At 72.0% G+C, this 21,166-nt stretch carries 20 protein-coding genes, 1 tRNA gene and 1 pseudogene; 13 read left to right on the forward strand and 9 right to left on the reverse strand.

All coding sequences use genetic code 11. The annotated features are described in order from the left end of the window. Positions 1–42 precede the first annotated feature (42 nt). The 6 genes from AB0J76_RS38540 (at position 43) to AB0J76_RS38565 (ending at position 3,216) form a co-directional block, all read left to right on the forward strand. On the forward strand, positions 43–555 hold the full coding sequence (locus AB0J76_RS38540; RefSeq protein WP_352323560.1) for an ACT domain-containing protein: 513 nt from the start codon (positions 43–45) through the stop codon (positions 553–555). Then, positions 552–1,076 carry a peptide deformylase gene (locus AB0J76_RS38545; protein WP_352323559.1) on the forward strand — a complete coding sequence of 175 codons (525 nt, stop codon included), beginning with the start codon at positions 552–554 and terminating at the stop codon, positions 1,074–1,076. Before AB0J76_RS38540 ends, AB0J76_RS38545 begins: the two co-directional genes overlap by 4 nt. Positions 1,077–1,125: 49 nt before the next feature. Continuing rightward, positions 1,126–1,198, forward strand: a tRNA-Leu gene (locus AB0J76_RS38550). Positions 1,199–1,567: 369 nt separating this feature from the next. Next, entirely contained in the window at positions 1,568–2,359 is a 792-nt protein-coding gene (locus tag AB0J76_RS38555) for a Bax inhibitor-1/YccA family protein (protein ID WP_352323557.1), read from the forward strand. Between the two features lie 159 nt (positions 2,360–2,518). Next, complete coding sequence (locus AB0J76_RS38560) at positions 2,519–2,752, forward strand: DUF4287 domain-containing protein (protein ID WP_352323556.1); 234 nt, start codon at positions 2,519–2,521, stop codon at positions 2,750–2,752. Positions 2,753–2,808: 56 nt separating this feature from the next. After that, positions 2,809–3,216 carry a PPOX class F420-dependent oxidoreductase gene (locus AB0J76_RS38565; protein ID WP_352323555.1) on the forward strand — a complete coding sequence of 136 codons (408 nt, stop codon included), beginning with the start codon at positions 2,809–2,811 and terminating at the stop codon, positions 3,214–3,216. A 63-nt stretch (positions 3,217–3,279) separates the two neighbouring features. Here the strand turns inward: AB0J76_RS38565 and AB0J76_RS38570 are convergent, their stop codons facing one another. The 3 genes from AB0J76_RS38570 to AB0J76_RS38580 form a co-directional block, all read right to left on the reverse strand. Further along, the gene (locus AB0J76_RS38570) at positions 3,280–4,497 is read right to left on the reverse strand and encodes an acetyl-CoA C-acetyltransferase (protein WP_352323554.1); all 1,218 of its coding nucleotides are present in this window, start codon (positions 4,495–4,497) and stop codon (positions 3,280–3,282) included. 74 nt (positions 4,498–4,571) lie between these two features. Then, on the reverse strand, positions 4,572–5,900 hold the full coding sequence (locus tag AB0J76_RS38575; protein ID WP_352323553.1) for a PQQ-binding-like beta-propeller repeat protein: 1,329 nt from the start codon (positions 5,898–5,900) through the stop codon (positions 4,572–4,574). 147 nt (positions 5,901–6,047) lie between these two features. Beyond that, positions 6,048–7,031, reverse strand: a complete 984-nt coding sequence (locus AB0J76_RS38580; protein ID WP_352323552.1) for an SGNH/GDSL hydrolase family protein — start codon at positions 7,029–7,031, stop codon at positions 6,048–6,050. A 126-nt stretch (positions 7,032–7,157) separates the two neighbouring features. Between AB0J76_RS38580 and AB0J76_RS38585 the strand changes: the two genes are divergently transcribed. Further along, on the forward strand, positions 7,158–8,528 hold the full coding sequence (locus AB0J76_RS38585; protein WP_352323551.1) for a cystathionine beta-synthase: 1,371 nt from the start codon (positions 7,158–7,160) through the stop codon (positions 8,526–8,528). Here AB0J76_RS38585 and AB0J76_RS38590 read toward each other — a convergent pair whose 3' ends face one another. After that, the gene (locus AB0J76_RS38590; RefSeq protein WP_352323550.1) at positions 8,529–9,377 is read right to left on the reverse strand and encodes an NAD(P)-binding domain-containing protein; all 849 of its coding nucleotides are present in this window, start codon (positions 9,375–9,377) and stop codon (positions 8,529–8,531) included. Positions 9,378–9,449: 72 nt separating this feature from the next. Here AB0J76_RS38590 and AB0J76_RS38595 point away from each other — a divergent pair, with 72 nt between their 5' ends. Next, positions 9,450–12,641, forward strand: coding sequence for a BTAD domain-containing putative transcriptional regulator (locus tag AB0J76_RS38595; protein WP_364392527.1), 3,192 nt, complete (start codon positions 9,450–9,452; stop codon positions 12,639–12,641). 285 nt (positions 12,642–12,926) lie between these two features. Here AB0J76_RS38595 and AB0J76_RS38600 read toward each other — a convergent pair. Further along, a pseudogene (locus AB0J76_RS38600) lies at positions 12,927–13,589 on the reverse strand (histidine kinase dimerization/phosphoacceptor domain-containing protein); the annotation flags it as partial. Positions 13,590–13,781: 192 nt separating this feature from the next. On the opposite strand from AB0J76_RS38600, the gene AB0J76_RS38605 reads away from it, so the two are divergent. Next, on the forward strand, positions 13,782–13,991 hold the full coding sequence (locus tag AB0J76_RS38605; RefSeq protein ID WP_364392530.1) for a hypothetical protein: 210 nt from the start codon (positions 13,782–13,784) through the stop codon (positions 13,989–13,991). A 133-nt stretch (positions 13,992–14,124) separates the two neighbouring features. Then, on the forward strand, positions 14,125–15,264 hold the full coding sequence (locus tag AB0J76_RS38610) for a cystathionine gamma-synthase (RefSeq protein ID WP_352331437.1): 1,140 nt from the start codon (positions 14,125–14,127) through the stop codon (positions 15,262–15,264). Here the strand turns inward: AB0J76_RS38610 and AB0J76_RS38615 are convergent. Next, the gene (locus AB0J76_RS38615) at positions 15,261–15,692 is read right to left on the reverse strand and encodes a DUF2269 family protein (RefSeq protein ID WP_364392534.1); all 432 of its coding nucleotides are present in this window, start codon (positions 15,690–15,692) and stop codon (positions 15,261–15,263) included. The genes AB0J76_RS38610 and AB0J76_RS38615 overlap by 4 nt on opposite strands. 10 nt (positions 15,693–15,702) lie before the next feature. Continuing rightward, positions 15,703–15,828, reverse strand: coding sequence for a hypothetical protein (locus tag AB0J76_RS38620; RefSeq protein ID WP_352326121.1), 126 nt, complete (start codon positions 15,826–15,828; stop codon positions 15,703–15,705). A gap of 139 nt (positions 15,829–15,967) precedes the next feature. On the opposite strand from AB0J76_RS38620, the gene AB0J76_RS38625 reads away from it, so the two are divergent. From AB0J76_RS38625 to AB0J76_RS38635, 3 genes are all read left to right on the forward strand, one after another. Further along, the gene (locus AB0J76_RS38625) at positions 15,968–16,390 is read left to right on the forward strand and encodes a DUF6292 family protein (protein ID WP_352326122.1); all 423 of its coding nucleotides are present in this window, start codon (positions 15,968–15,970) and stop codon (positions 16,388–16,390) included. Positions 16,391–16,654: 264 nt separating this feature from the next. Then, entirely contained in the window at positions 16,655–17,887 is a 1,233-nt protein-coding gene (locus tag AB0J76_RS38630; RefSeq protein WP_352326123.1) for a helix-turn-helix transcriptional regulator, read from the forward strand. Positions 17,888–18,077: 190 nt separating this feature from the next. After that, positions 18,078–18,302 carry a hypothetical protein gene (locus AB0J76_RS38635; RefSeq protein ID WP_352326124.1) on the forward strand — a complete coding sequence of 75 codons (225 nt, stop codon included), beginning with the start codon at positions 18,078–18,080 and terminating at the stop codon, positions 18,300–18,302. A gap of 48 nt (positions 18,303–18,350) precedes the next feature. Here the strand turns inward: AB0J76_RS38635 and AB0J76_RS38640 are convergent, their stop codons facing one another. Together AB0J76_RS38640 and AB0J76_RS38645 are read right to left on the reverse strand one after the other, a co-directional pair. Then, the gene (locus tag AB0J76_RS38640) at positions 18,351–20,318 is read right to left on the reverse strand and encodes a hypothetical protein (RefSeq protein WP_352326133.1); all 1,968 of its coding nucleotides are present in this window, start codon (positions 20,316–20,318) and stop codon (positions 18,351–18,353) included. 37 nt (positions 20,319–20,355) lie between these two features. Next, a complete protein-coding gene (locus AB0J76_RS38645; RefSeq protein ID WP_352326126.1) occupies positions 20,356–21,114 on the reverse strand; it encodes a hypothetical protein in 759 nt (252 codons plus the stop codon). Between the last annotated feature and the right edge of the window lie 52 nt (positions 21,115–21,166).

Genomic DNA, 21,166 nt, shown 5'->3' on the forward strand with positions numbered 1-21,166 from the left:
GTTTTCGGCACCCCTGGACGAAATGCGGAAGGGGTACCACGGGTGGGGCTCTCAGCGGTGACCGTGCTCGGCGTGGACCGGCCCGGCGTGATCGCCGCCGTCACCGGTTCGCTGGCCGACTGCGGCGCGAACATCCAGGACTCGACCATGACGCTGCTCGGCGGGTACGTGGCGATGATGCTCCTGGTCTCCGGCGATCTCGACCCCGCCGAGCTGACCAAGCGGCTCAGCGCGCCCGAGCTGGTGGTCTCCGCCTCGGCGATCGAGGCGCGGCGGCACTTCTGCGACGACGGCGGCGGCCTCGGCTACGTCCTGACCGTGCACGGCCCCGACCGGCCCGGCATCATCTCGGCCGTCAGCGCCGTGCTGGCCGCCGACGGCGGCAACATCACCGGCATGAGCACCCGGCTCACCGGCCGACTGTACGTGCTCATCGCCGACGTCGAGCTGCCCGAGGACGTCGACGTCGCCGCCCTCATGCGCCGGCTGGCGGCGGTCGGGGCCGGGCTCGACTCGGAGATCACCTTCCGTCCCGTCGAGCCGGACCTGCTGTGACGGGCGCCAGAGGCACCCCGCGCCAGGTGCTCGGCGCGCCGCACCCGGCGCTGTCGGCCAAGGCGGAGCCGGTCGATCCGGCGGCCCCCGAGACCGTGCGGGCCGCGGCCGACCTCCTCGCCACCCTGCGCAGCGAGAAGGCCATGACGGGGCTGGCCGCCCCGCAGATCGGCCTGAGGTGGCGGCTGATCGCCTTCAACGCCTGGGCCCACCCCCGGGCCCGGTCGTGGGCCGGGGAGCTCGTCCTGGTCAACCCTCGGCTCACGAGCGCCTCCCACTGGGACGGCGGGCGCGAGGGGTGCGCGTCCATCGCCGGGCTCACGGCGGACGTACGCCGGGCGACGCGTATCACCGTACATGGGCATTTGCCAGGCACAGGGGAGCCGGTCGTCATCGAGGCGGACGCCTTCGAAGCCCGCTGCATTCAGCACCAACTGGACCATCTGGACGGTCTACTCTTCTTGGACAGAGTGCCAGGGGCGCTATCACTTCACCGCAGACTTCACACTTGTGACGCCTGATGCGAAGTTGTGCTCCTCGGAAGCATGGTCCGTTTCGTATGATTGCGGCGCCCCCGTAGCCCAATGGCAGAGGCAAACCCCTTAAAAGGGTTGTAGTGCGGGTTCGAATCCCGCCGGGGGCACCTTTCTTAAGTGTCCCCGACCTGGGGTTTTCTCCGAGTGAAGCGTCTTGTCGCATCCGGTGGTTCACTACTGCTGTCAACCCGTCACACAATGCTTCCAGTCGTTTGCCGGGAAGACCCGGTGTGGTGAGGCATCGGGAAGATTCCGTTTTCATCACGAAACCCAACAGAACCCGGTTTCCATTGGTTGCGACGCAGTTACTCGCCGCCCGGCCGCCGGCCCCCCGGACGGCCCTCCCGGCCACGGGAACTCGTGCGAGGTCACGTTCGTTGTCCTCGCTGCCGAAGTCCCCCGACGAACTTCGATCTGAGCGTGAGTTGACCTAGGTGCCGCCAGGCCCCGTAGGCTCGGCGCCACAGGAGGCAGCGATGGAGAGCAAGAACCCCGTATTCGGCAGGGTGCGCCAGCAGCGCGCGGGATGGGCCGGCCCGGCCCCCTCACCCGACACCCTGCGGAACATGTACGACGCCCCGTCGTACGCACCCCCGGCCCCGCCCGCCTACCGGGCGATGACCCTCGACGACGTCGTCGTCCGGGGTTTCCTCACCCTCGGAGCGCTCGTCGTGGCCGCCGCCGCGACGTGGGTGCTCGACGTCCCCCCGATGGTGGCCGTCGGCGCCGCCGTCGTGGCCCTGATCCTCGGCCTGATCGCCTCGTTCACCCAGAGCACCAACCCGGCGCTCATCCTGGGCTACGCGGTGTTCGAGGGCGTCTTCCTCGGCAAGATCAGCCAGCTGTTCGAGGGCGCCATCAGCGGCATCGTCTTCCAGGCGGTGCTCGGCACGGCCTTCGCCTTCGGCGCGGTGCTGACGGTCTACTCGCTGCGGGTCGTCCGCGTCACACCCAAGCTGGTCAAGTACGGCATGGCGGCCGCCATCGCGGTGGTCGGGCTGGTGCTGGTCAACCTGCTGGTCGGCATCTTCAACGGCGTCGGGCTCGGCCTGCGCACCGACAGCCCGCTCGGCTACGTCTTCAGCATCGTCATGATCCTGATCGGCTGCTTCTTCCTGCTCCTCGACTTCGACTCGATCGAGCAGGGCGTGCGCCAGGGCGTCCCGGAGAAGTTCGCCTGGCAGTGCGCGTTCGGCCTCATGCTGAGCCTGGTGTGGATCTACCTTGAGGTGCTCCGCCTCATCAGCTATTTCACCGGCGACGACTGATCGTTCATCTCCTGGGGGCCTCGCCGTAACCGGCGGGGCCCTCTCTTTGTGCGACCGGAAATCTACCTGCCGTCACACAATGATGCCTGGCCGGGGGGTTGCCATTCGCAGCGCGGTGTTGCAGTGTCGAGCAAAGGACCTTAATCCGCGGAGGTGCCCATGTCCTTGAACCACTCACCGGAGACGCAGACGAAGCTCATCGCAAGGGTCCCCACGATAACGGGACGCGAACTCCCCGAGTGGTTCCAAGCCATCGACAACGGCCCATCCTTCCTGAGGTGCGACGAGCGGGCCAACTGGCTCGCCGACGAGCACGGGCTGACCCACGGCTACGCCGCCGCGATCGTGCTGGAGCACGAGCGGCACCGCCGTACCCGAATGGGCTTGATGTAGAGCCCTTCCCCATCCCCGCGCCCGTGCTCCGAGCACGGGCGCGTCATCATGAAGACATGGATCTGGACAAGGCGCTCGGCTTCATCGAGACCCACCACCACGCAGTCCTGCTCACCAGCCGTCGCGGAGGGCACCCGCAGATGTCGCCGGTGCTGGCGGGCGTGGCGGACGGGCACATCGTCATCAGCACCCGCGAGACGGCGATGAAGGTGCACAACATCCGCCGCGATCCCCGCGTCTCGCTCTGCGTGCTCGCCGACGGCTTCTTCGGCGAGTGGCTCCAGGTCGACGGCACGGCCGAGGTCGTCTCCCTGCCGGAGGCGATGGACCAGCTCGTCGCCTACTACCGTGACATCTCCGGCGAACACCCCGACTGGGACGACTACCGCGCGGCCATGGTCAGGGAGCGGCGCGTCATCGTCCGCGTGACGCCGCTCCAGGCCGGCCCCGACCGTCAGGGCTGACCTCCGGGACGCGAACGGCCCCGCGCGGCCGGGAAGGCCGGGCGCGGGGCCGCAGAGCACGATCTAGGACAGGCGCTCCAGCACCATCGCCATGCCCTGGCCGCCGCCGACGCACATCGTCTCGAGGCCGAGGCTCTTGTCGTGGTGGCGCAGGCTGTTGATCAGCGTCGAGGTGATGCGCGCCCCGGTCATGCCGAACGGGTGCCCGACGGCGATGGCGCCACCGTTGACGTTGAGCCGGTCGAGCTCGATCCCGAGGTCCTGGTACGACGGGATCACCTGCGCCGCGAACGCCTCGTTGATCTCCACGAGGTCGATGTCCTCGATCGCCATCCCGGCCCGCGACAGCGCCTGCTTGGACGCCTCCACCGGCCCGAGGCCCATGATCTCGGGCGAGAGCCCGCTGACGCCGGTGCTGACGATCCGGGCCAGCGGCGTGATGCCCAGCTCGGCCGCCTTGACGTCGCTCATGATGACCAGGGCCGCCGCGCCGTCGTTGAGCGGGCAGCAGTTGCCCGCGGTGACCGTGCCGTCGGGGCGGAAGACCGGCTTGAGCCCGGCCACCCCCTCGTACGTGGTGCCGGCCCGGGGGCCGTCGTCCTTGCTGACCACGGTGCCGTCGGGGAGCGTGACGGGGGTGATGTCCTTCTGCCAGAACCCGTCGGCCAGCGCCTTCTCGGCCAGGTTCTGGGAGCGCACGCCGAACTCGTCCTGCTCGCGGCGGCTGACGCCCTTGAGCTGGGCCAGGTTCTCGGCGGTCTGCCCCATGGCGATGTAGATGTCGGGGACGGCGCCGTCCTGGCGGGGGTCGTGCCAGGTGTGGCCGCCCTCGGCCGCCTTCTTGGTGCGGGCCGTCGCGTCGAGGAAGAGCGGGTTGTGGGTGTCGGGCAGCGAGTCGGAGTTGCCCTTGGCGAAGCGCGAGACGGTCTCCACACCGGCCGAGACGAACACGTCGCCCTCACCCGCCTTGATCGCGTGGAAGGCCATCCGCGTCGTCTGCAGCGACGAGGAGCAGTAGCGCGTGACGGTCGTGCCCGGCACGGTGTCGAGCCCGAGCAGCACCGCCACCACCCGGGCCATGTTGAAGCCCTGCTCACCGCCCGGCAGGCCACAGCCGAGCATGATGTCGTCGATCGTGTTCGGGTCGAGCTGGGGCACCTTGGCCAGCGCCGCCTGGATCATCTGTACGGTCAGATCGTCGGGACGGATGTCCTTGAGCGACCCCTTGAAGGCTCGTCCGATCGGGGAACGCGCGGTTGCGACGATGACTGCCTCGGGCATGGCCCCTCCTTGTGTCCGGCGCTGATATTAGAACTATATTCCAGTCCTCCTCGCAAGCGCCCCGGGGCCCCGCGTCAGCCGTACATGCCGGGGGCGGTGGCGGTGTGGTCGTTGACGGCGTGCACGGCGCCCTTCTCGTCGCGCCACAGGCGCCAGCCGTCCTGGCTGCCGGTGAACCAGGGCGGCGGGGCGTTCATGGGGGAGACGCGGGTACCGGTGCCGAGGTCGTACTCGCAGACGGCGGCCGTGGAGTAGAAGCCGGGGGCCTGGCCGCGCAGCGGCAGCGGCTTGGGGTCGGTGACGCAGAAGGACCAGCCCCGCTCCTCGCCCACCGGCGCGGGCTTGCCCGAGACCAGGTCGAAGGCGCTGCCCTTGGCGTCGTGCTTGAGGAAGCCCAGTTTGTCCATGCGGTCGGGGAAGGCCAGCCACCAGCCCGAGCCGGGGACGTCGGAGGCGGTGATCTGGCCGACCACCCGGCCGGTCTCGGAGTCGAGCCTGGCGAAACCGCCGTAGGCGCCCTGGCGGTCGACCGGACGGACCACGGGCGCGTAGCCGGGGCTGCCGCTGGGATAGACGCGCACGACGGAAGGACGCATCCAGTTGACCGTGCCGTCGCTGATCCTGATGGAGAACAGCCCGAAGGTGGAGACCTTCTTCGTCTGGGGGTTGGTGTAGGGGGCGACGTAGCCGACCAGGTTGTCGCCGGTCGAGCCGAACGCCCACCCGCCCGACAGGTCGATGCCGGGCCCGAGCGCCTGCTCGATCGGCTGCTGCCACTGCAGCTTGCCGGTCTTGACGTCGTAGGACTCGATCATGGGGTTGGCGGCCATCCGCAGCAGCAGGACCCGGGCCGGGTCGGACCACTCGACCTCGGAGATGCCGGGCAGCCGCCACATCACCCGGCCGGTCGCCGGGTCGAGCACGACCATCCGGGCGTGGGTGAGGGCGGTGTGCTCCGACACGCACAGATAGGGGCCGCAGCGCTGCGGCCCGAACGTGGAGTGCATGGGCCTGGCCCACTTCTGCGCCCCGGAGCGGGCGTCGCGGGCGATGAGGGTGGCGTTCCAGCGGCCCTTCTTCGCCGGGTCGAGGGCCACGACCACCCCCTGGCCCTTGGCGGTCTCCACGATCGCGGGGGCGGAGACGCCCATGCCGGGCAGCCGGCCCGCCATAGTGGCCGGGTAGGCCCACAGGCGCCGGCCGTCTTCGAGGCCGAGCGCCACGGTCTCCAGCGTGCCGTCGGGCTTCATGGACGTGGTGGTGACCACACCGGCCGCGGACACGATCCGGCTGACCGCGTTGACCTGGGTGTTCTGCCAGGAGGGGAAGTTCGCCGTGGCGGCGTCGCTGCCGGAGCAGGCGGTCAGGGCGAGGGTCCCCGCGAGGGCCAGGGAAGGTTTCATGAGGGGCCGGAGCACAGGCAATTCACTCCAAAAGAGGACGAGGAGTGACGGCTAAGGCTCGGAGGGTGACCGGGTCAGGCGTCGCGAAGCCCCCCGGCGCGCACGATCACGCGTCGGTGGGATCGTCGAGCCGCCCGCCGGGCGCGCTCACGCGTCGGTAGGCGTCTCGCCGAGCCGCCGGCGGAACAGCGTGGCCCACTTGCCGTGGAGCCCCGTCGCCCGCCCGTCGACCCGGGTCGCGGTGACCTCGGTGCCGGGCTCCTCCGCGGCCGTTGCCGCCGCAAGGTAGATCGGTTGCAGTCCTTCGCCCCGCGCGGGCCGCGGCTCAGGCCACAGCCCCAACGCAGCGCACACCGACGGTAGCACCGCGTAAGCGGCCTGCGCGTAACCTCGGTCAGATGGATGGAAACGATCCGGTCCGAACATTTCTGTCGGATTTGTATCGAATTCCGGCCCCAGGACGTCGGCGAACGCCACCGTGCGGCCGCCCGCGTCGACCACGGCGACGGTCTGGGCCGCCGCGAGCTGACGGCTCCACCGCCGGGTCACCCAGCGCAGCGGCTGGGCGATGGGCCGTACCGTGCCGAGGTCGGGGCAGGTGCCGACGACCACCTCGACGCCCGCCTCGCGCAGCCGCCGCACCGCCTTGGCCAGGTGGCGCACCGCCACGGCCGGCGGCGTCTGGGTGATGATGTCGTTGGCCCCCACGAAGATGACCGCCACGTCCGGGCGCATGGCGAGGGCGGCGTCCACCTGCTCGGGCAGCTCGGCGGACGGGGCGCCCGACTTGCCCGCCACCAGCAGGTGCACCGGCCGCTCGGCCACCGCCGCCACGCCGTTGGCCAGCAGGACGGCGGGGGTGTGGCTGGGGTCGGTCATGCCCAGGCCCACCGAAGTGGAATCGCCGAGCATGGCCATCTTGAGGGGTTTGCCGCGGAAATCGCCGTAGACGCCGTCGGAGGGCGGTCCGTCCAGACCGTGGGGGCGGCCGATGGCCTTGCGCGCGAGCAGCCCCTCGGCGATCAGCAGGCCGTACGCCGTGGCTCCCAGAGCCGTGAGCCCGCCACCTCCGAGCGCCGCCGCCATCGCGATCCGCCTGGCCGCGCGTGCCATGCCTGCTGCCCAGACCACGTAGTGTCCTCCCGGTCGAACTCGGCGGTAGCGTTTGCTTGAAAACTAGCCGAGGGCCTGCCACCCCCACTGGATCTCGGCCTCGGGCAAGCTGATCAAGCTTCGGCAAAGAAGGTGAACACCTCGGTGCGCGTTTACGATTCCCTGGTCGATCTCATGGGGAACACTCCGCTCGTCCGCCTGCACAAGGTCACGGCGGGGATCTCCGCCCAGGTGCTGGCCAAGGTCGAATATTTCAATCCGGGCGGCTCGGTCAAGGACCGCATCGCGCTGCGCATGATCGAGGCCGCCGAGGCCTCCGGCGCGCTGCGGCCGGGCGGCGTCATCGTCGAGCCGACGTCCGGCAACACCGGGGTGGGCCTGGCCATCGTGGCCCAGCAGAAGGGCTACCGGTGCCTGTTCGTGGTGCCCGACAAGGTGGCCCAGGACAAGATCGCGGTGCTGCGCGCGTACGGGGCCGAGGTCGTGGTCTGCCCGACCGCCGTCTCGCCCGACCACCCGGAGTCCTACTACTCGGTCTCCGACCGGCTGGCCCGCGAGATCCCCAACGCCTGGAAGCCCGACCAGTACTCCAACGTCAACAACCCCGACTCCCACTACCACTCCACCGGTCCCGAGCTGTGGGAGCAGACCGACGGCCGCATCACGCACTTCGTGGCGGGCATCGGCACCGGCGGCACGATCAGCGGCACCGGCCGCTACCTCAGGGAGGTCTCCGACGGCCGGGTGAAGATCATCGGGGCCGACCCCGAGGGCTCGGTGTACTCCGGCGGCTCCGGCCGTCCCTACCTTGTGGAGGGCGTGGGCGAGGACATCTGGCCGGCCACGTACGACACCGGGATCTGCGACGAGATCATCGCGGTGTCCGACAAGGACTCCTTCAACATGACCCGCCGCCTGGCCCGCGAGGAGGGGCTGCTGGTCGGCGGCTCGTGCGGCATGGCCGTGGTGGCGGCGCTGCAGGTGGCGGCCAAGGCGGGGCCCGACGACGTGGTGGTCGTGCTGCTGCCCGACGGCGGCCGCGGCTACCTGTCGAAGATCTTCAACGACGACTGGATGGCCGACTACGGCTTCCTGACCACCAGCTCGGACGAGGGCCTGGTCGGCGACGTGCTGGCGCGCAAGGGGCCGGGCCTGCCGGAGTTCGTGCACGCCCATCCGCACGAGTCGGTCGGCACGGCCATCTCGATCATGCGCGAGTACTCGGTGTCCCAGCTTCCGGTCATGAAGGAGGAGCCGCCGGTCATGGCGGCCGAGGTGGTCGGCTCCATCGTCGAGCGCGACCTGCTGGAGGCGCTCTACCACGGCAGGCTCGCCTCCGACGACCCGATCTCCGACCACATGTCGGCGCCGCTACCCACGATCGGCAGCGGCGAACCCGTCGCGCGCGCGGTCGAGGCGCTGGAGAAGGCCGACGCGGCCGTCGTCCTGGAGGACGGCAAGCCCGCCGGGCTGCTCACCCGGCAGGACCTGCTCGCCTTCCTCGCCAACCACTGATCAGGGTTTCCTTATCGATTCGATCACGGTGCCGAGGCCCTCGTGCCCGCGTCCCTCGGCGTCGGCGCGCTCGAACAGCTCCTTCAGCGCGTTCGGCACCGTGGTCTCCACGCCGGCCTCGGCCAGCGCGTGCACGACGTGGCCGAGGCCCACGGCCTGCATGTGCAGCGAGTTCAGCTCGCCGGGGTAGCTGCCGGCGGCGAACTCCTCGGCCAGGGTCTTCGCGAACCCCATCACGCCGTCGCCGCCGAGCTGGGTGAAGGTCTCCCGCACGTACGGCAGGAACTCCAGCGGGGAGACCCCGGCCGTGCTCAGCATCGCCATGGCGTGCATCTGGCTGGTCAGGCTCGACCAGAAGATCAGCAGCAGCGACTGGTAGTACATCATCGCCAGGCCCTCGTCCGCGCCGACGTGGACGACGTCGCCGAGGGCCCCGAGCGTGGCCGTGTGCCGGTCGAGCACGTCCTTGGGGCCGCTGTAGAAGGAGTACGCGCCCGGCTGCCCGATGCCCGGGGGCGGGACCATGATCCCGGCGGTGATGAGCGTGCCGCCGCGTCCGGCCACCCAGCGGGCCGCCGCGCGCAGTTCCTCGGGGGTGCCCGAGCTGAGGTTGACCAGCACCTTCCCGTCGAGCCCCGCCTCGCCGAGGCTGTCGTACATCGCCTGGTAGCCGATCTGGCTGAACACCAGCAGGTCGCCGTCCGCGGCCGAGGCCGCGCGCCGGGCTCCCCGGGCGACCAGCGGTTCTGCCTTGCTCGCCGTACGGTTCCACACGGCCACGTCGAAACCCGCGCCGAGGAACGTCTCGGCCATCTTCGACCCCATCGGGCCGAGTCCTGCAACTGTCACCTGAGTCATGACAGGGAGCCTGCGGCACCGCGCTACGGAAATCCTTCTGACCGGCTACGGGTTAGTCTCTGCATGGTGCGATTCGGGGTGCTCGGCCCGCTGGCCGTCCGGACGGACGGCGGCGAGGAGATCCACGTCGCCGAGCCCAAGGTCCGCGCGCTCCTCGCCGCCCTGCTGGCGGCCGGCGGCGGCCCGGTCTCCGCCGACCGGCTGATCGACGACCTGTGGGGCGACCGGCCCACCCGCAACCCGCTCGGCACCCTCCAGGCCCGCGTCTCCCAGCTCCGCCGCGCGCTCGGCGACCCCGCCATGGTCCTCCACGGCCCGGCCGGCTACCGGCTGGCCGCCCACGACTGCGACGCCGTCCGGTTCCGCGCGCTCGTGGCCCGCCGCGGCGCCGCCCCGCGTGAGCGCGCCCGCGAGCTGGAGCAGGCGCTCGCCCTGTGGCGGGGGGCGGCCTACGCCGACTTCGCCGACGAGGGCTTCGCCCGTTCCGAGATCACCCTGCTGACCGAGCTGCGCCTGTCGGCCCTGGAGGAGCAGGCCGAGGTGCGCCTCGCGCTCGGCCACGACGTCGACCTCGCCGGCCTGGTCGCCCGGCACCCCCTGCGCGAACGGCTGCGCGCCTCCCACATGAAGGCCCTGTACCGGGGCGGCCGGCAGAGCGAGGCGCTGGCCGCCTACGAGGAGCTGCGCGTCAGGCTGGCCGAGGAACTGGGGCTCGACCCCTCGCCCGAACTGGCCGCGCTGCACCGGGCCATCCTGCGCCACGACCCCTCGCTGGCCGCCCCGCCGCCCGCCGCCGACCCCGCACCGGCCGTCAACCTGCCCGCGCCGCTCACCCCGCTGGTCGGCCGGGACGCCGACCTCGCCGAGGTCGCCGCCCTGCTGGCGGACTCGCGGCTGGTCACCCTGACCGGGCCGGGCGGCGTGGGCAAGACCCGCCTCGCCCTCGCCGCCGCCCGCCGCCTGGCCTTCCCCGAGGGGCCCGCGGAGCCGGGGCAGGTTCGGTTCGCCGACGGGGTGTGGCTGGTGGAGCTGGCCGGGGCCGGCGACGCGGACGTGGCCGAGGCGGTGGCGGCGGTGCTTGGCGTGCGCGACGACGACTCCGTGCCGCTGGCGTCCAGGCTGGCCGGGGTGCTGGCGGACAGGAGCGCGCTGCTGGTCCTGGACAACTGCGAGCACCTGGTCGAGCAGGTCGCCGGGCTCGTCTCGGCGCTGCTGCGGGCCGCGCCCGGCCTGCGCGTGCTGGCCACCAGCCAGGAGCCGCTGGGCGTGTCCGGCGAACGGGTCCGGGTCGTCCACCCGCTGGCCGAGGCCGACGCCGTACGGCTCTTCGCGGCCCGCGCGGACGTCGAGCCCGGCCCCACCGTGGCCGTCATCTGCCGGCGGCTCGACGGCATCCCGCTGGCCCTGGAGCTGGCGGCGACGCGGGTGCGCGCACTCGGCGTACAGGAGCTGGCCGCCCGCCTGGACGACCGGTTCAGGCTGCTCAGCGCCGGGATGCGGGACGCCCCGGCCCGGCAGCGCACGCTGCGGGCCACCATCGACTGGAGCTGGGAGCTGCTGTCGGACGAGGAACGCGCGGTGCTGCGGCGGCTGGCCGCGCACGCCGACGGCTGCACCCTGGAGGCCGCCGAGGCGGTCTGCGCCGAGCCCGGCGTGGACGTGCTCGACGTGCTGGCCAGGCTCGTGGACCGGTCGCTGGTCGCCGTGGCGCCCGGCCCCCTCGGACCCCGCTACCGGCTGCTGGAGTCGGTGACCGCCTACTGCCTCGAACGGCTGCGCGAGGCCGGTGAGCACGACCTGCTGCGGGAGCGGCACGCCCGCTACTACACCGACCTGGCCGCCCGCGCCGAGCTGCGCGGCCCGCGCCAGCACGAATGGCTGGACCGGCTGGACGCCGAGAGCGCCAACCTGCGGCTGGCCCTGTCAGGGCCGGAGCCGCTGCGCCTGGCCAACGCGCTCGCCTGGTACTGGATACTGCGCGGCAGGCTGCGCGAGGCCCGCCGGTCGATCGAGGCGGCGCTGGCGGCGGGCGGCGAGGACGGCGCCGCCGCCCTGGCCTCGGTGTGGCTGGCCGGCATCGGGCTGCTGCTCGGCGAGCCCACCCCGCCGGTACGCCGGGCCGCGCTCGACCCTGCGGGGGCCGCGCTGGCCGACTGGTTCCTCAGCTTCGTGCGCTGGGCGTACGGCGACCACGCGGCGCACCGGGACGCGGTGGGCCGGGCGCTGGCGGCGTACGAGGAGCTGGGGGACCGGTGGGGGGTGGCGGCGGCGCTGTGCCTGCGGGCCAAGCTCGCGGTGGGCCGCGGCGACCTCGCGGCGATGGAACGCGACGGCGAGCGCGGCCTGGCCCTCTTCCGCGAGCTGGGGGACGAATGGGGGCAGGTCGAGGCCATGGACGTGCTCGACCGGCTGGCCGAGATCCGCGGCGACTACGAGCGGGCGGCCCGGCTGCGGCAGGAGGCGCTGCGGCTGGCCGAGGGGCTGGGGTTCGACGTGTCGTTCAAGCTGGCCGCGCTCGGCCGGCTCGCGCTGCTCACGGGCGACTACGAGCGGTCCGACGACTACCACGGGCGGGCCAGGCGGCTGGCGGTGGCGCAGTCGTACCGGTCGGCGGAGGAGAACGCGCTGCTCGGCCTGGCCATGAGCGCCCGCAGGCAGGGGCGGTACGAGGAGGCGGAGTCGTACCTGCTGTCCGCGCTCGACTGGCTGCGGCAGGTGCGCGGGACGCCAGGGACGGCGTTCGTCATGGCCGAGTGGGGGTTCGTGGCCGAGCAGCGCGGCGACGCCGAGACGGCGCTGGCGCGCCAGCGCGAGGGCTACGCGAACGCCCGCGCGACGGGCGACCCGCGGGCCGTCGCGCTGGCCCTGGAGGGGCTTGCGGGCGCGTTGTCGATCGCGGGCCCCGGGCGCCTGGCGGAGGCGGCGCGGAAGCTGGGACGGGCCGCGGCGCTCCGGCGGTCCGTCGGCGCGCCCCTTCCCGCCGGCGAACGCCATGACGTGGACCGGATCACCGCCCGCCTGCGCGCCGCCCTGGGCGAGCCGGAGTTCGCCGGGTCCTTCGCGGCGGGAGAGCGGGACCCCGGTGAAGGCCCGGCCGGACAGCCGGCTGGGTCAGGGGAGCGGGAACTCGGCGATCACTTCCCAGGGGCCCTCGGGGGACGGGCCCGCGTAGAGCCTGCCGCCCAGCGCCTCCACCCGCTCGGCCATGCCGACCAGCCCGAACCCGCCGCCCAGCCGGGACACCCGCGGGTCTGAGGCGACCGAGCCGAAGTTCCGCACCCGCAGCACGACCACCCGCTCGTACCGCCGCAGATCGGCCTCCACCCACGCGGCGCGGGTGGCGTGCTTGCGCACGTTGGTGAGCGACTCCAGCAGCACCCGGTGCAGCGTCGTCATCACCTCGGGCGGCAGCGTGCGGTCGTCGATGCCCGACCCGATCTCGAACGCGACCTTCGGCCCCTCGACCGAGAACCGCTCGGTCAGCAGCCGCAGGTCGGCCAGCGTCGTGCCGGGCCTGCGGTCGGCCTCGTCCTCGGTGCGCAGGACGGTGACCATGCGCCGCATCGAGGTCAGCGCCTCCGACCCGGCCGAGGCGATCGCGTCGAGCGCGGGCAGCACGGCCTCGGGCTTGTGCTCGGCGACCGTACGCGCGGCCTGGGCCTGGACGACGATGCCGGTGATGTGGTGGGCGACCAGGTCGTGCAGCTCCCTGGCCAGTTCCAGGCGTTCGGCCCGGCGTACGGAGTGCACCGCCTCGGTCCGGCGTTCCTGCTGGAACCGCAGGTAGCCGCCGATGCCCGCGGCCATCGACCACCCCGCGAACAGCAGGAACGCGAACGCCAGCCCCGCGGTGGGGTAGTCGCGCCTGGCCGACTCGGCCATCAGCACGCCCAGCCCCACGAGCGACAGCACCGCCGCCCGCCGTACCGGCTCGACGTGCCGCAGCACGCCGATGAGGAGGATCAGCAGCGACCCCGTCTCGGCCATGCCGGGCGCGCCCAGCGCGTCGACCGACGCGATGACCAGCGACACGGCGAAGGACAGCCCCAGCAGCGCGCAGAAGCCCTCAAGACGGTGGCGGCGGCGCAGGACGACCGCCGCGATCCCGGCCGCGCCGCAGAACGGCACGAACCACTGCAACCCCCCGGTGCTGACGGCGATGGCCAGGTCGAGCATCAGCATCAGGCCGAGCCAGCCGAGCATCGCGATCTCGCTCAGCCGCCGGACCCAGTACACGATGCCTTTCGAATCCCCCACGCCACGAGAGTAGGCCGGAAGTCGGACAACTCGTATCAACCGATCGGCCGACCCGGCCGCCGCCGGACCAGCCCTTCAGCGGAGGCGGCGGTGACGGCCCCTCGGCGATGCTGGAACACGTCGGAAGGGGGACAGGACATGGTTGTCATCGGGTTCGTTCTGCTGGGGTTGGGACTGGTCGTCACGGCGCTGCTCGCGCTGGCCGACCCCGTGCTGCTCTCGCGCATCAACGGTGAGGAGGCGGAGGGCGCCAGCGGCCGCCACATCGACGTGGAGGTCGTACGGCTCAGCGCCCCGGCCGTCCCGGCCGCGACGGCCGCGACGGCCCGCGAGCCCCGGGCGGCCTGAGCCTTCGAGAACGTGGCCCGCGCGGGCATGGCCGCGCGGGTCCGGGCGGGCGCCGTCGGGGGACGGGCCCCGCCACCGGCCCGCGATCCGCTGGGGAACGGATCGCGGGCCGCTTTCCGTTAACGTGGGGCCTATGACCAACGGTTTTGAGACCCTGGCGATCCACGCAGGTCAGGAGCCCGACCCGCTGACCGGCGCGGTCGTGCCGCCGATCTACGCCACGTCCACCTACAAGCAGGACGGCGTGGGCGGCCTGCGTTCGGGATATGAGTACAGCCGCTCGGCCAACCCCACGAGGACGGCGCTGGAAGAGGCGCTGGCCGCCGTGGAGGGCGGCGCGCGCGGGCTGGCGTTCGCCTCGGGCCTGGCCGCCGAGGACACCCTGCTGCGCACGGTGTGCCGGCCGCAGGATCACGTGATCATCCCCAACGACGCGTACGGGGGCACGTACCGGCTGTTCGCCAAGGTGCACGAGCGCTGGGGCCTGCACTACGACCCGGTCCCGCTGCACGACCTCGACGCGGTGGCGGCGGCCATGACGCAGAAGACGAAGATCGTGTGGGTCGAGACGCCCACCAACCCGCTGCTCGGCATCGCCGACATCGCCGCCCTGGCGCAGCTGGCCCACGAGAACGGCGCGCTGCTGGTCGTGGACAACACCTTCGCCTCGCCGTACCTGCAGCAGCCCCTGGCGCTCGGGGCCGACGTGGTCGTCCACTCCACCACCAAGTACGTCGGCGGCCACTCCGACGTGGTGGGCGGCGCGCTGATCGCGCGGGACAAGGGCCTCGGCGACGAGCTGACCTACCACCAGAACGCGATGGGCGCGGTGGCCGGCCCGTTCGACGCCTGGCTGACGCTGCGCGGGCTCAAGACCCTCGGCGTGCGCATGGACCGCCACTGCGACAACGCCGAGCGCGTCGTCGACCTGCTGCTCGCGCACCCGCGCGTGACCCAGGTGCTCTACCCGGGCCTGGCCGAGCACTCCGGCCACGAGGTCGCCGCCAAGCAGATGCGGCGCTTCGGCGGCATGGTGTCCTTCCGCGTGGCGGGCGGCGAGGCCGAGGCCGTGGAGGTGTGCAACCGGGCCAAGCTGTTCACGCTCGGCGAGTCGCTGGGCGGCGTCGAGTCGCTCATCGAGCACCCGGGCCGGATGACGCACGCCTCCGCGGCGGGCTCGCCCCTGGAGGTGCCGAACGACCTGGTGCGCCTGTCGGTCGGCATCGAGACGGTCGACGACCTGCTCGCCGACCTCACCCAGGCCCTCGGCTAAGGCGTCGGGACGACCATCAGGAAGAGGATCACCAGCCAGATCACGGCCAGCAGGCCGCTGATCGCCGCGACCCGTCCGGTCTGCACCTTCGCGTCGTCCTCCGCGTTCTCGCTCTCGAGCGCGCGGAGGGCGGTGCGCAGGTCGCGGTCGATGATGACCAGCAACACGATCGCCACGATGAACAGCGTCATCGACGCCGTCATGTACCACAGGCCGAGCACGCCGTTCCCGACGACGACGCCCAGGGCCACGCCGAACACCAGCACACCCAGGCTGGCCAGGCTGTAGATCCTCGTGGTGCGCTGGATGTTCCGCAGGACGGGCACGTTGTTGGTGCGGATGGCCCGCGGAGCCGCCATCGTCGCGGCGGTCAGCGGGCCGATCGTGAAGATGGCGAAGCCGATGTGCAGCCAGAGAAGCAGGGACATGCGCCTGAGACTAGTCCCCGACGATCTCGGTCGGCGGCTCGACACTCTCTTTAACCTGCGAGGAGCAACGCATGATGAGCTCCGTGGCCGCCACCGCTACGGCCATCAGGGTGATCAGCAGGATCGTGGCAATCATGGGCTCTCCTCCTTCCCCGTGTCCCACGTAAATATCGTCCGTAATGACTAGACGGACGTGCAACGGAATAAGTTCGCCACGGGTATGGTTGGTCACCGTCGCTTTTTTCTTACCTTCAGGGCACAAGGGGGTGCCGTCCGTGGCCATCAGGCATGTCGAGCCGTACACCGACGAGTGGCTGCAGCAGCCGGTGGGCTATGTGGAGCGCGTCGTCGACCTGCTCGGAGCCGAGGTGGCCGACTGGTGGGAAGGCCCCTGCGATCCGCGTCACGCCACGGTCAGGCTGACCGACGGCCACGCACTGGTGTGGGACGAGGAGAGCGGCTGGCGGCTCGGCCGCTTCGTCTCCGGCGGGGCGGGCACGCACACCGAGCTGACCGGCGTCCGTTACCTGGGCCATGGGCTGCTGCCCCGGCCGGAGCGCGTCCCGTCGGCTCTTGTCGACGCGCGGGCGGGAGTGGGGGCCAGCTCGGCCTGGCGGCCCTGTTACCGGTCGCACCGCAACTGCCGCGACGGGTTCGACGTGGCCCTCGACTTCTACGCCCGCCTGATCGAAGCCTGACAAACCCCAAGGCAAGGGCCTCCGCCCCGGGGGCACTGCGCGCCGAAGGGCTCCGGGCTCTGCTTCCTCGGGGGAGCCGAGCTCCCCCGAACCCCCTCGCCGGTGGCTGCCGCCCGCCGGTACCCCGCCCATCCCGCCGGGCACGAGGTGTGACGGCCCCCGCATGTTCCGGCGCATCGTCCCGCCGAACCGGCTCTCTCCCGAACGGCCACCTCTTACCCTGAGCCAGAAGGCAGCAGCCGGCTTCCCGGGAAGGGGACTCCCATGAGCTCCGCCGGTACGAACATCCTGATCCTGGACGACGGCGGCATCGGCCCCCGCATCGCCGAAGCCAGAAAGCTGGCCGGGTTGACACAGGACGGCCTGGCCCTGCTCGTGCCCTGCTCCAAGAGCCTGGTCTCCCAGGTCGAGCGCGGAAGCAAGCCCGCGACCCCCTGGTTCATCGCCGCCGTGGCCAGGGCGTTGCGCATCGGCGTCACCGAACTCACCGGACAGCCCTACCGGGGCTCCACCGCACCGGCCGACCGGGCGCACGCCGGCATTCCCGCCGTCCGCATCGCGCTCAACCACTGGGACGTCCCGCCTGAGCTCGCGGTGGAGCCCAGAGCGCTCGACGCGATGGCCGATGACGTTCGCCGGGTCGGCGTCCTGCTCGACAGGATCGACTACGCCGAACTCGGCCGGGCGCTGCCGGGCCTGATCGAGGAACTGTCCGCCGTCCTGCACGGCAGCGAGGGCACGACGCGCCGGACCGTGGCCGAGATGATGATGTACGCCTTCGTGGCGGCCAAGTCGGTCGCCTACCGTCTGGGATACGTCGATCTCGTCTCCGTCGCCGTGGATCGTGCGGCGCAGGCCGCGCGCGAGACCGGCAAGCCGGAACTGCTCGCCTATGTCGCCGAGGAGCGGGCCCAGGTGTTCTTCGGCTCGGCGGCCCACCGCGCGGGACTCACCTTCCTCGAACGCGCCCACCAGGAGTTCGACCACCTGGTCTCGGACAGCGAACCGGGGCTGGCCGTCCTGGGCTCGATGCACCTGAGGTCCGCCATCCTGTCCGCCCGGCTGCGCCCACGAGGGACGGACGCGTGGGAACACCTGGCGGCGGCGCGTGAGTACGCCTCGCGCATCGGCCGCGACACCAACCACCACGGCCTCGCCTTCGGGCCCGGCAACGTGCGCATCCACGAGATAGCGGCCGCCATCGAGCTGGAGGACCCCGACGAGGCGCTGCGGCGGAACGAGGGCTTCACGCCGCCCCGATCCCTCCCGCCCGAGAGGTCTTCGCACCACTACATCGATCTCGCCCGGCTCCAGCTCATGGCCGGCCGGCCGGATCGTGCCCTCGACTCGCTCAGGCGCGCGGAGCGGCTGTCCCCGCAGCACACGGCGTACCACCCGATGGCCCGCGAGACGGTCACCGGCCTGCTGCGAGCGCATACGCGCGTTCCGGAGCCCCTGCGTTCGCTGGCGCGACGCATCCGGCGGACCACCCCCTAGAGAAGTCGCACACAGCGTGTGACTTTCCTTCCGGCGACGTCCGTAGTTTCGGTCACGTGCCGCGACATGACGACGTACCGAACCCCGGGCAACCGGGGCGCTTGAGAGCCCGTCCGACGTCCCAGGGCCGCGTGCCGGTGCGGCTGTCCGCCTGGGCCACGGCCCGTTCAGCGGTGGCGGGACCGTGGCCGTGAGCGCGCAGCTGGTGCGGGCCGGCAACCCTGGCTGGCACATCCATGACGTGACCGGAGGCTGGGTGGCCGTCCGCCGGAGCCCGGTTCCCCGCGGAAGCGTGCTGTCCAACGTCCGCTGTGGGGCGACGCTGGACGAGCTGGCCGAGAACCTGGCCGAGGAGACCAGGATCGAGACGACGGCCGCTCGTCGTCACCCGGCGTTCAGCCGTAGGGCGAAGTGAACGTCCCGGCTCCGGAGGAATGCCGATGAGCGAAGGCGCTCCCTCCGGTCAGCGGGAGCGGCGGAGGCGGAGGAAGTCGCTGACGACGTATTCGCCGAGACGGTCGGCGCTCGGTGAGAACACCCGGCCGCCGTTCCTGCGGGCCACCTCGTCCACGAACTCCTTCAGCCGGTCGTCGGCCGCCAGCATGAAGACGTTGATCGTGGCCCGCCGCCGCGTCATCTTGTCCACCTCGGCCAGCGTCAGCTCCAGCGTCTCGTGCGACGGCGGCCACTCGAAGGCCGATCTGCCGTTGCGCATGAGGTGGGCGGTCGGCTCGCCGTCGGTGACCACCAGCACCACCGGCTCGAAGTCGGGGTGGCGGTCGAGGTGGCGGCCGGCGATCAGGAGGGCGTGGTGGAGGTTGGTGCCCTGGACCATGTCCCAGTCGAGGCCGGCCAGCTCGTCGGGCTGCAGGACCCTGGCGTAGTTGGAGAAGCCGATGATCTGCACGGCGTCCTGCGGGAACTTGGAGGCCACCAGCGCCTGGAGGGCCAGTGCCGTCTGCTTGGCCGCGGCCCACGTGCCGCGCAGGGCCATCGAGTAGGACAGGTCGACCAGCAGGCACACCGCCGCCGCGCTGCGGCGTTCGGTCTCGGAGACCTCGAAGTCGTCGACGGACAGCCGCACCCGGGCCCGCCCGTCCTGCGGGGCGGTGGCCACGCCGCCGCTGCGCACGCCGTTGACCAGCGTGCGGACGACGTCGATCGGCTGCTCGTCGCCGAAGCGCCACGGACGGGTGGAGCCGGTCAGCTCGCCGGCCGAGCCCGCGTCGTGCTGGTCGTGGTCGCCGCGCCGGCCCGCGTCGAGGGAGGAGAACACGCGTCGCAGCGCGGTCTCGCCGAGCCGCCGGACCGCCTTCGGGGTCAGCTCCAGCTTGCCGCGGCGGCGCAGCAGATAGCCCTGCTCCTCCAGCTCGCGTTCGATGCGCTTGAGCGCCTCCAGGTCGTCGACCGCCGCCCGGCCCAGGGCGCGGCGCACGGCGGCCTCGTCGATGTCGTCGAGCCGCGCGCCCGGGTAGTCCTGGCGCAGGGCGGTCTCCAGCTGGGTGAGGTCGGCCAGCTCCTCCAGGGCGGTGACGGCGTCGCCCATGGCCAGGGGCTCCTCGCCGGTCAGGCGCTCGGGGGCGTTCCAGGCCAGGTCGGGACGGCGGGCGTGCAGGGCCTCGCCGAGGCGGCGCATCTGGTCGGACAGGCCGGCCTGGTCGAGGGTCTGGTTGATGAGACTGGACAGCTCCTCGCGCTGGCGCGGGGTCATCGAGGCCAGCATGCGCTGGGTGGCGGCGGCCCGCCGGGCCAGGATGTCGACGAGTTCCTCAAGGTTTCGGGGCGTTTCTGGGAACAAATCGCCATATTTCGCCATAAAGGCGTCAAAGTCTTCTGGGGTGTGCTCGCCCCGGGTGTCCCTGTCCAGCATGTCGTTCAGATCGGACATCATCTGCCGGACGCGGGCCATGGCCTCGGGGTCGGGGTTGGCCAGCGCGTCGCGCAGCCCTCTGAACTGGCTGTCGAGCACCTCGCGCCGAAGCAGGTCGCGCAGCTCCTCGAACGTCTGGCGGGCCGCCGCCGAACGCCACTCGTACGAGCTCAGCTCCTGGATGGCGCTCGCGGTGTCCTCGGGCAGCCCGTCGAGCCCGGCCTCGCGCAGCCGCGCGTCGTCGGACGGGTCGGGGAACAGCTCGGCCCGCTCCTGCCCGATCGCCTTGTCCAGCAATGCCCGCGCGCGTTCGAGGGTGCCGTCGAGCCGCCCGCGCTCGCGCAGGTCCCTGCGCCGCCTGCGGACCTCCTTGAGCATGTCGTCGAGCCCCCGCCGGTCCTGGCTGCCGGGCAGCCCGCGCTTGAGCAGGTCGCGCAGCGCGTGGACCGGCGTCGAGCCGGACAGGATCGCGTCGCCCATCTCGTCGAGGGCCGCGCGTACGTCGTAAGGAGGGGCCAGGGGGTCGGGGCCGTCGTGGTATTCGCCGTAGCGGAAGGCCATCACGCTTCCACGCTAACCCCAACCCGCCCCCGCCCGTCTACGGACGCCTGGCCACTTCCCACACCTCGACCGCGCTGTTCGCGTCGGGCGTATAGCTCACCTGCACCTGCACCGCGCGCCCGGCCCCCTTGAGGGCCCTGGTCAGATCGGCCGACTCGCAGGGCAGCGTGCCGAGCCCGCGCTTGTCGACGCCGGCCGGCTTCCCGGACACCCAGCGGTCGCCGCAGCGGGCGGTGGCCCGGTAGAAGGACGTCAGGTACGTGTAACCCAGCTTGAGCTGCTTGCCGCCGGTGCTGAACAGGACCGTCGCGTCGTCGACGCGCTTGACCGTGCCGCGCGCGGTGACCGGCTCCGGCCAGGCGTTCAGCAGGAACTCCTGAGCCTTGACGGCTCTGCCGCCCTCGTACTCCACGCGCAGCGGGACCGCGCCCTCCCGGAGCCCGACGGTCAGCTGGGCGGGCTTGCACGACGTACGGCCCAGGCCGTCGCGGTCCAGCGCGACGCGGCCCTCGGTCTCCTTCAGGTCGCAGGCCGTCGTCACCCGGCTGTAGGCCGCGCGGGTGTAGTCGAGCTTGAGCTCCGCGGCCCCCGGGATCGCGGTCAGCTTGTAGAGCACGTTGCCGCCGCGCCGCACCTTGGCCGGCTTCATGGGCACGATCCGCAGGCTGCCCTTGCCGTCGGCCCAGGCATAGCCGTAGGCGGTCTTGGCGGCTGCCCTCGTGGAGGCCGCCTGCGCGGGCAGCGCGAGGCCGCCCAGGACGAGGCCGACGGCGGTGGCATGGATGAGCAGGCGCATGGGCGGTTCCCCCCGGAGTCGTGATCAACCAAACACTACGACGCGGGAAACC

This window comes from Nonomuraea sp. NPDC049624 (assembly GCF_040675255.1).
Lineage (GTDB): Bacteria > Actinomycetota > Actinomycetes > Streptosporangiales > Streptosporangiaceae > Nonomuraea.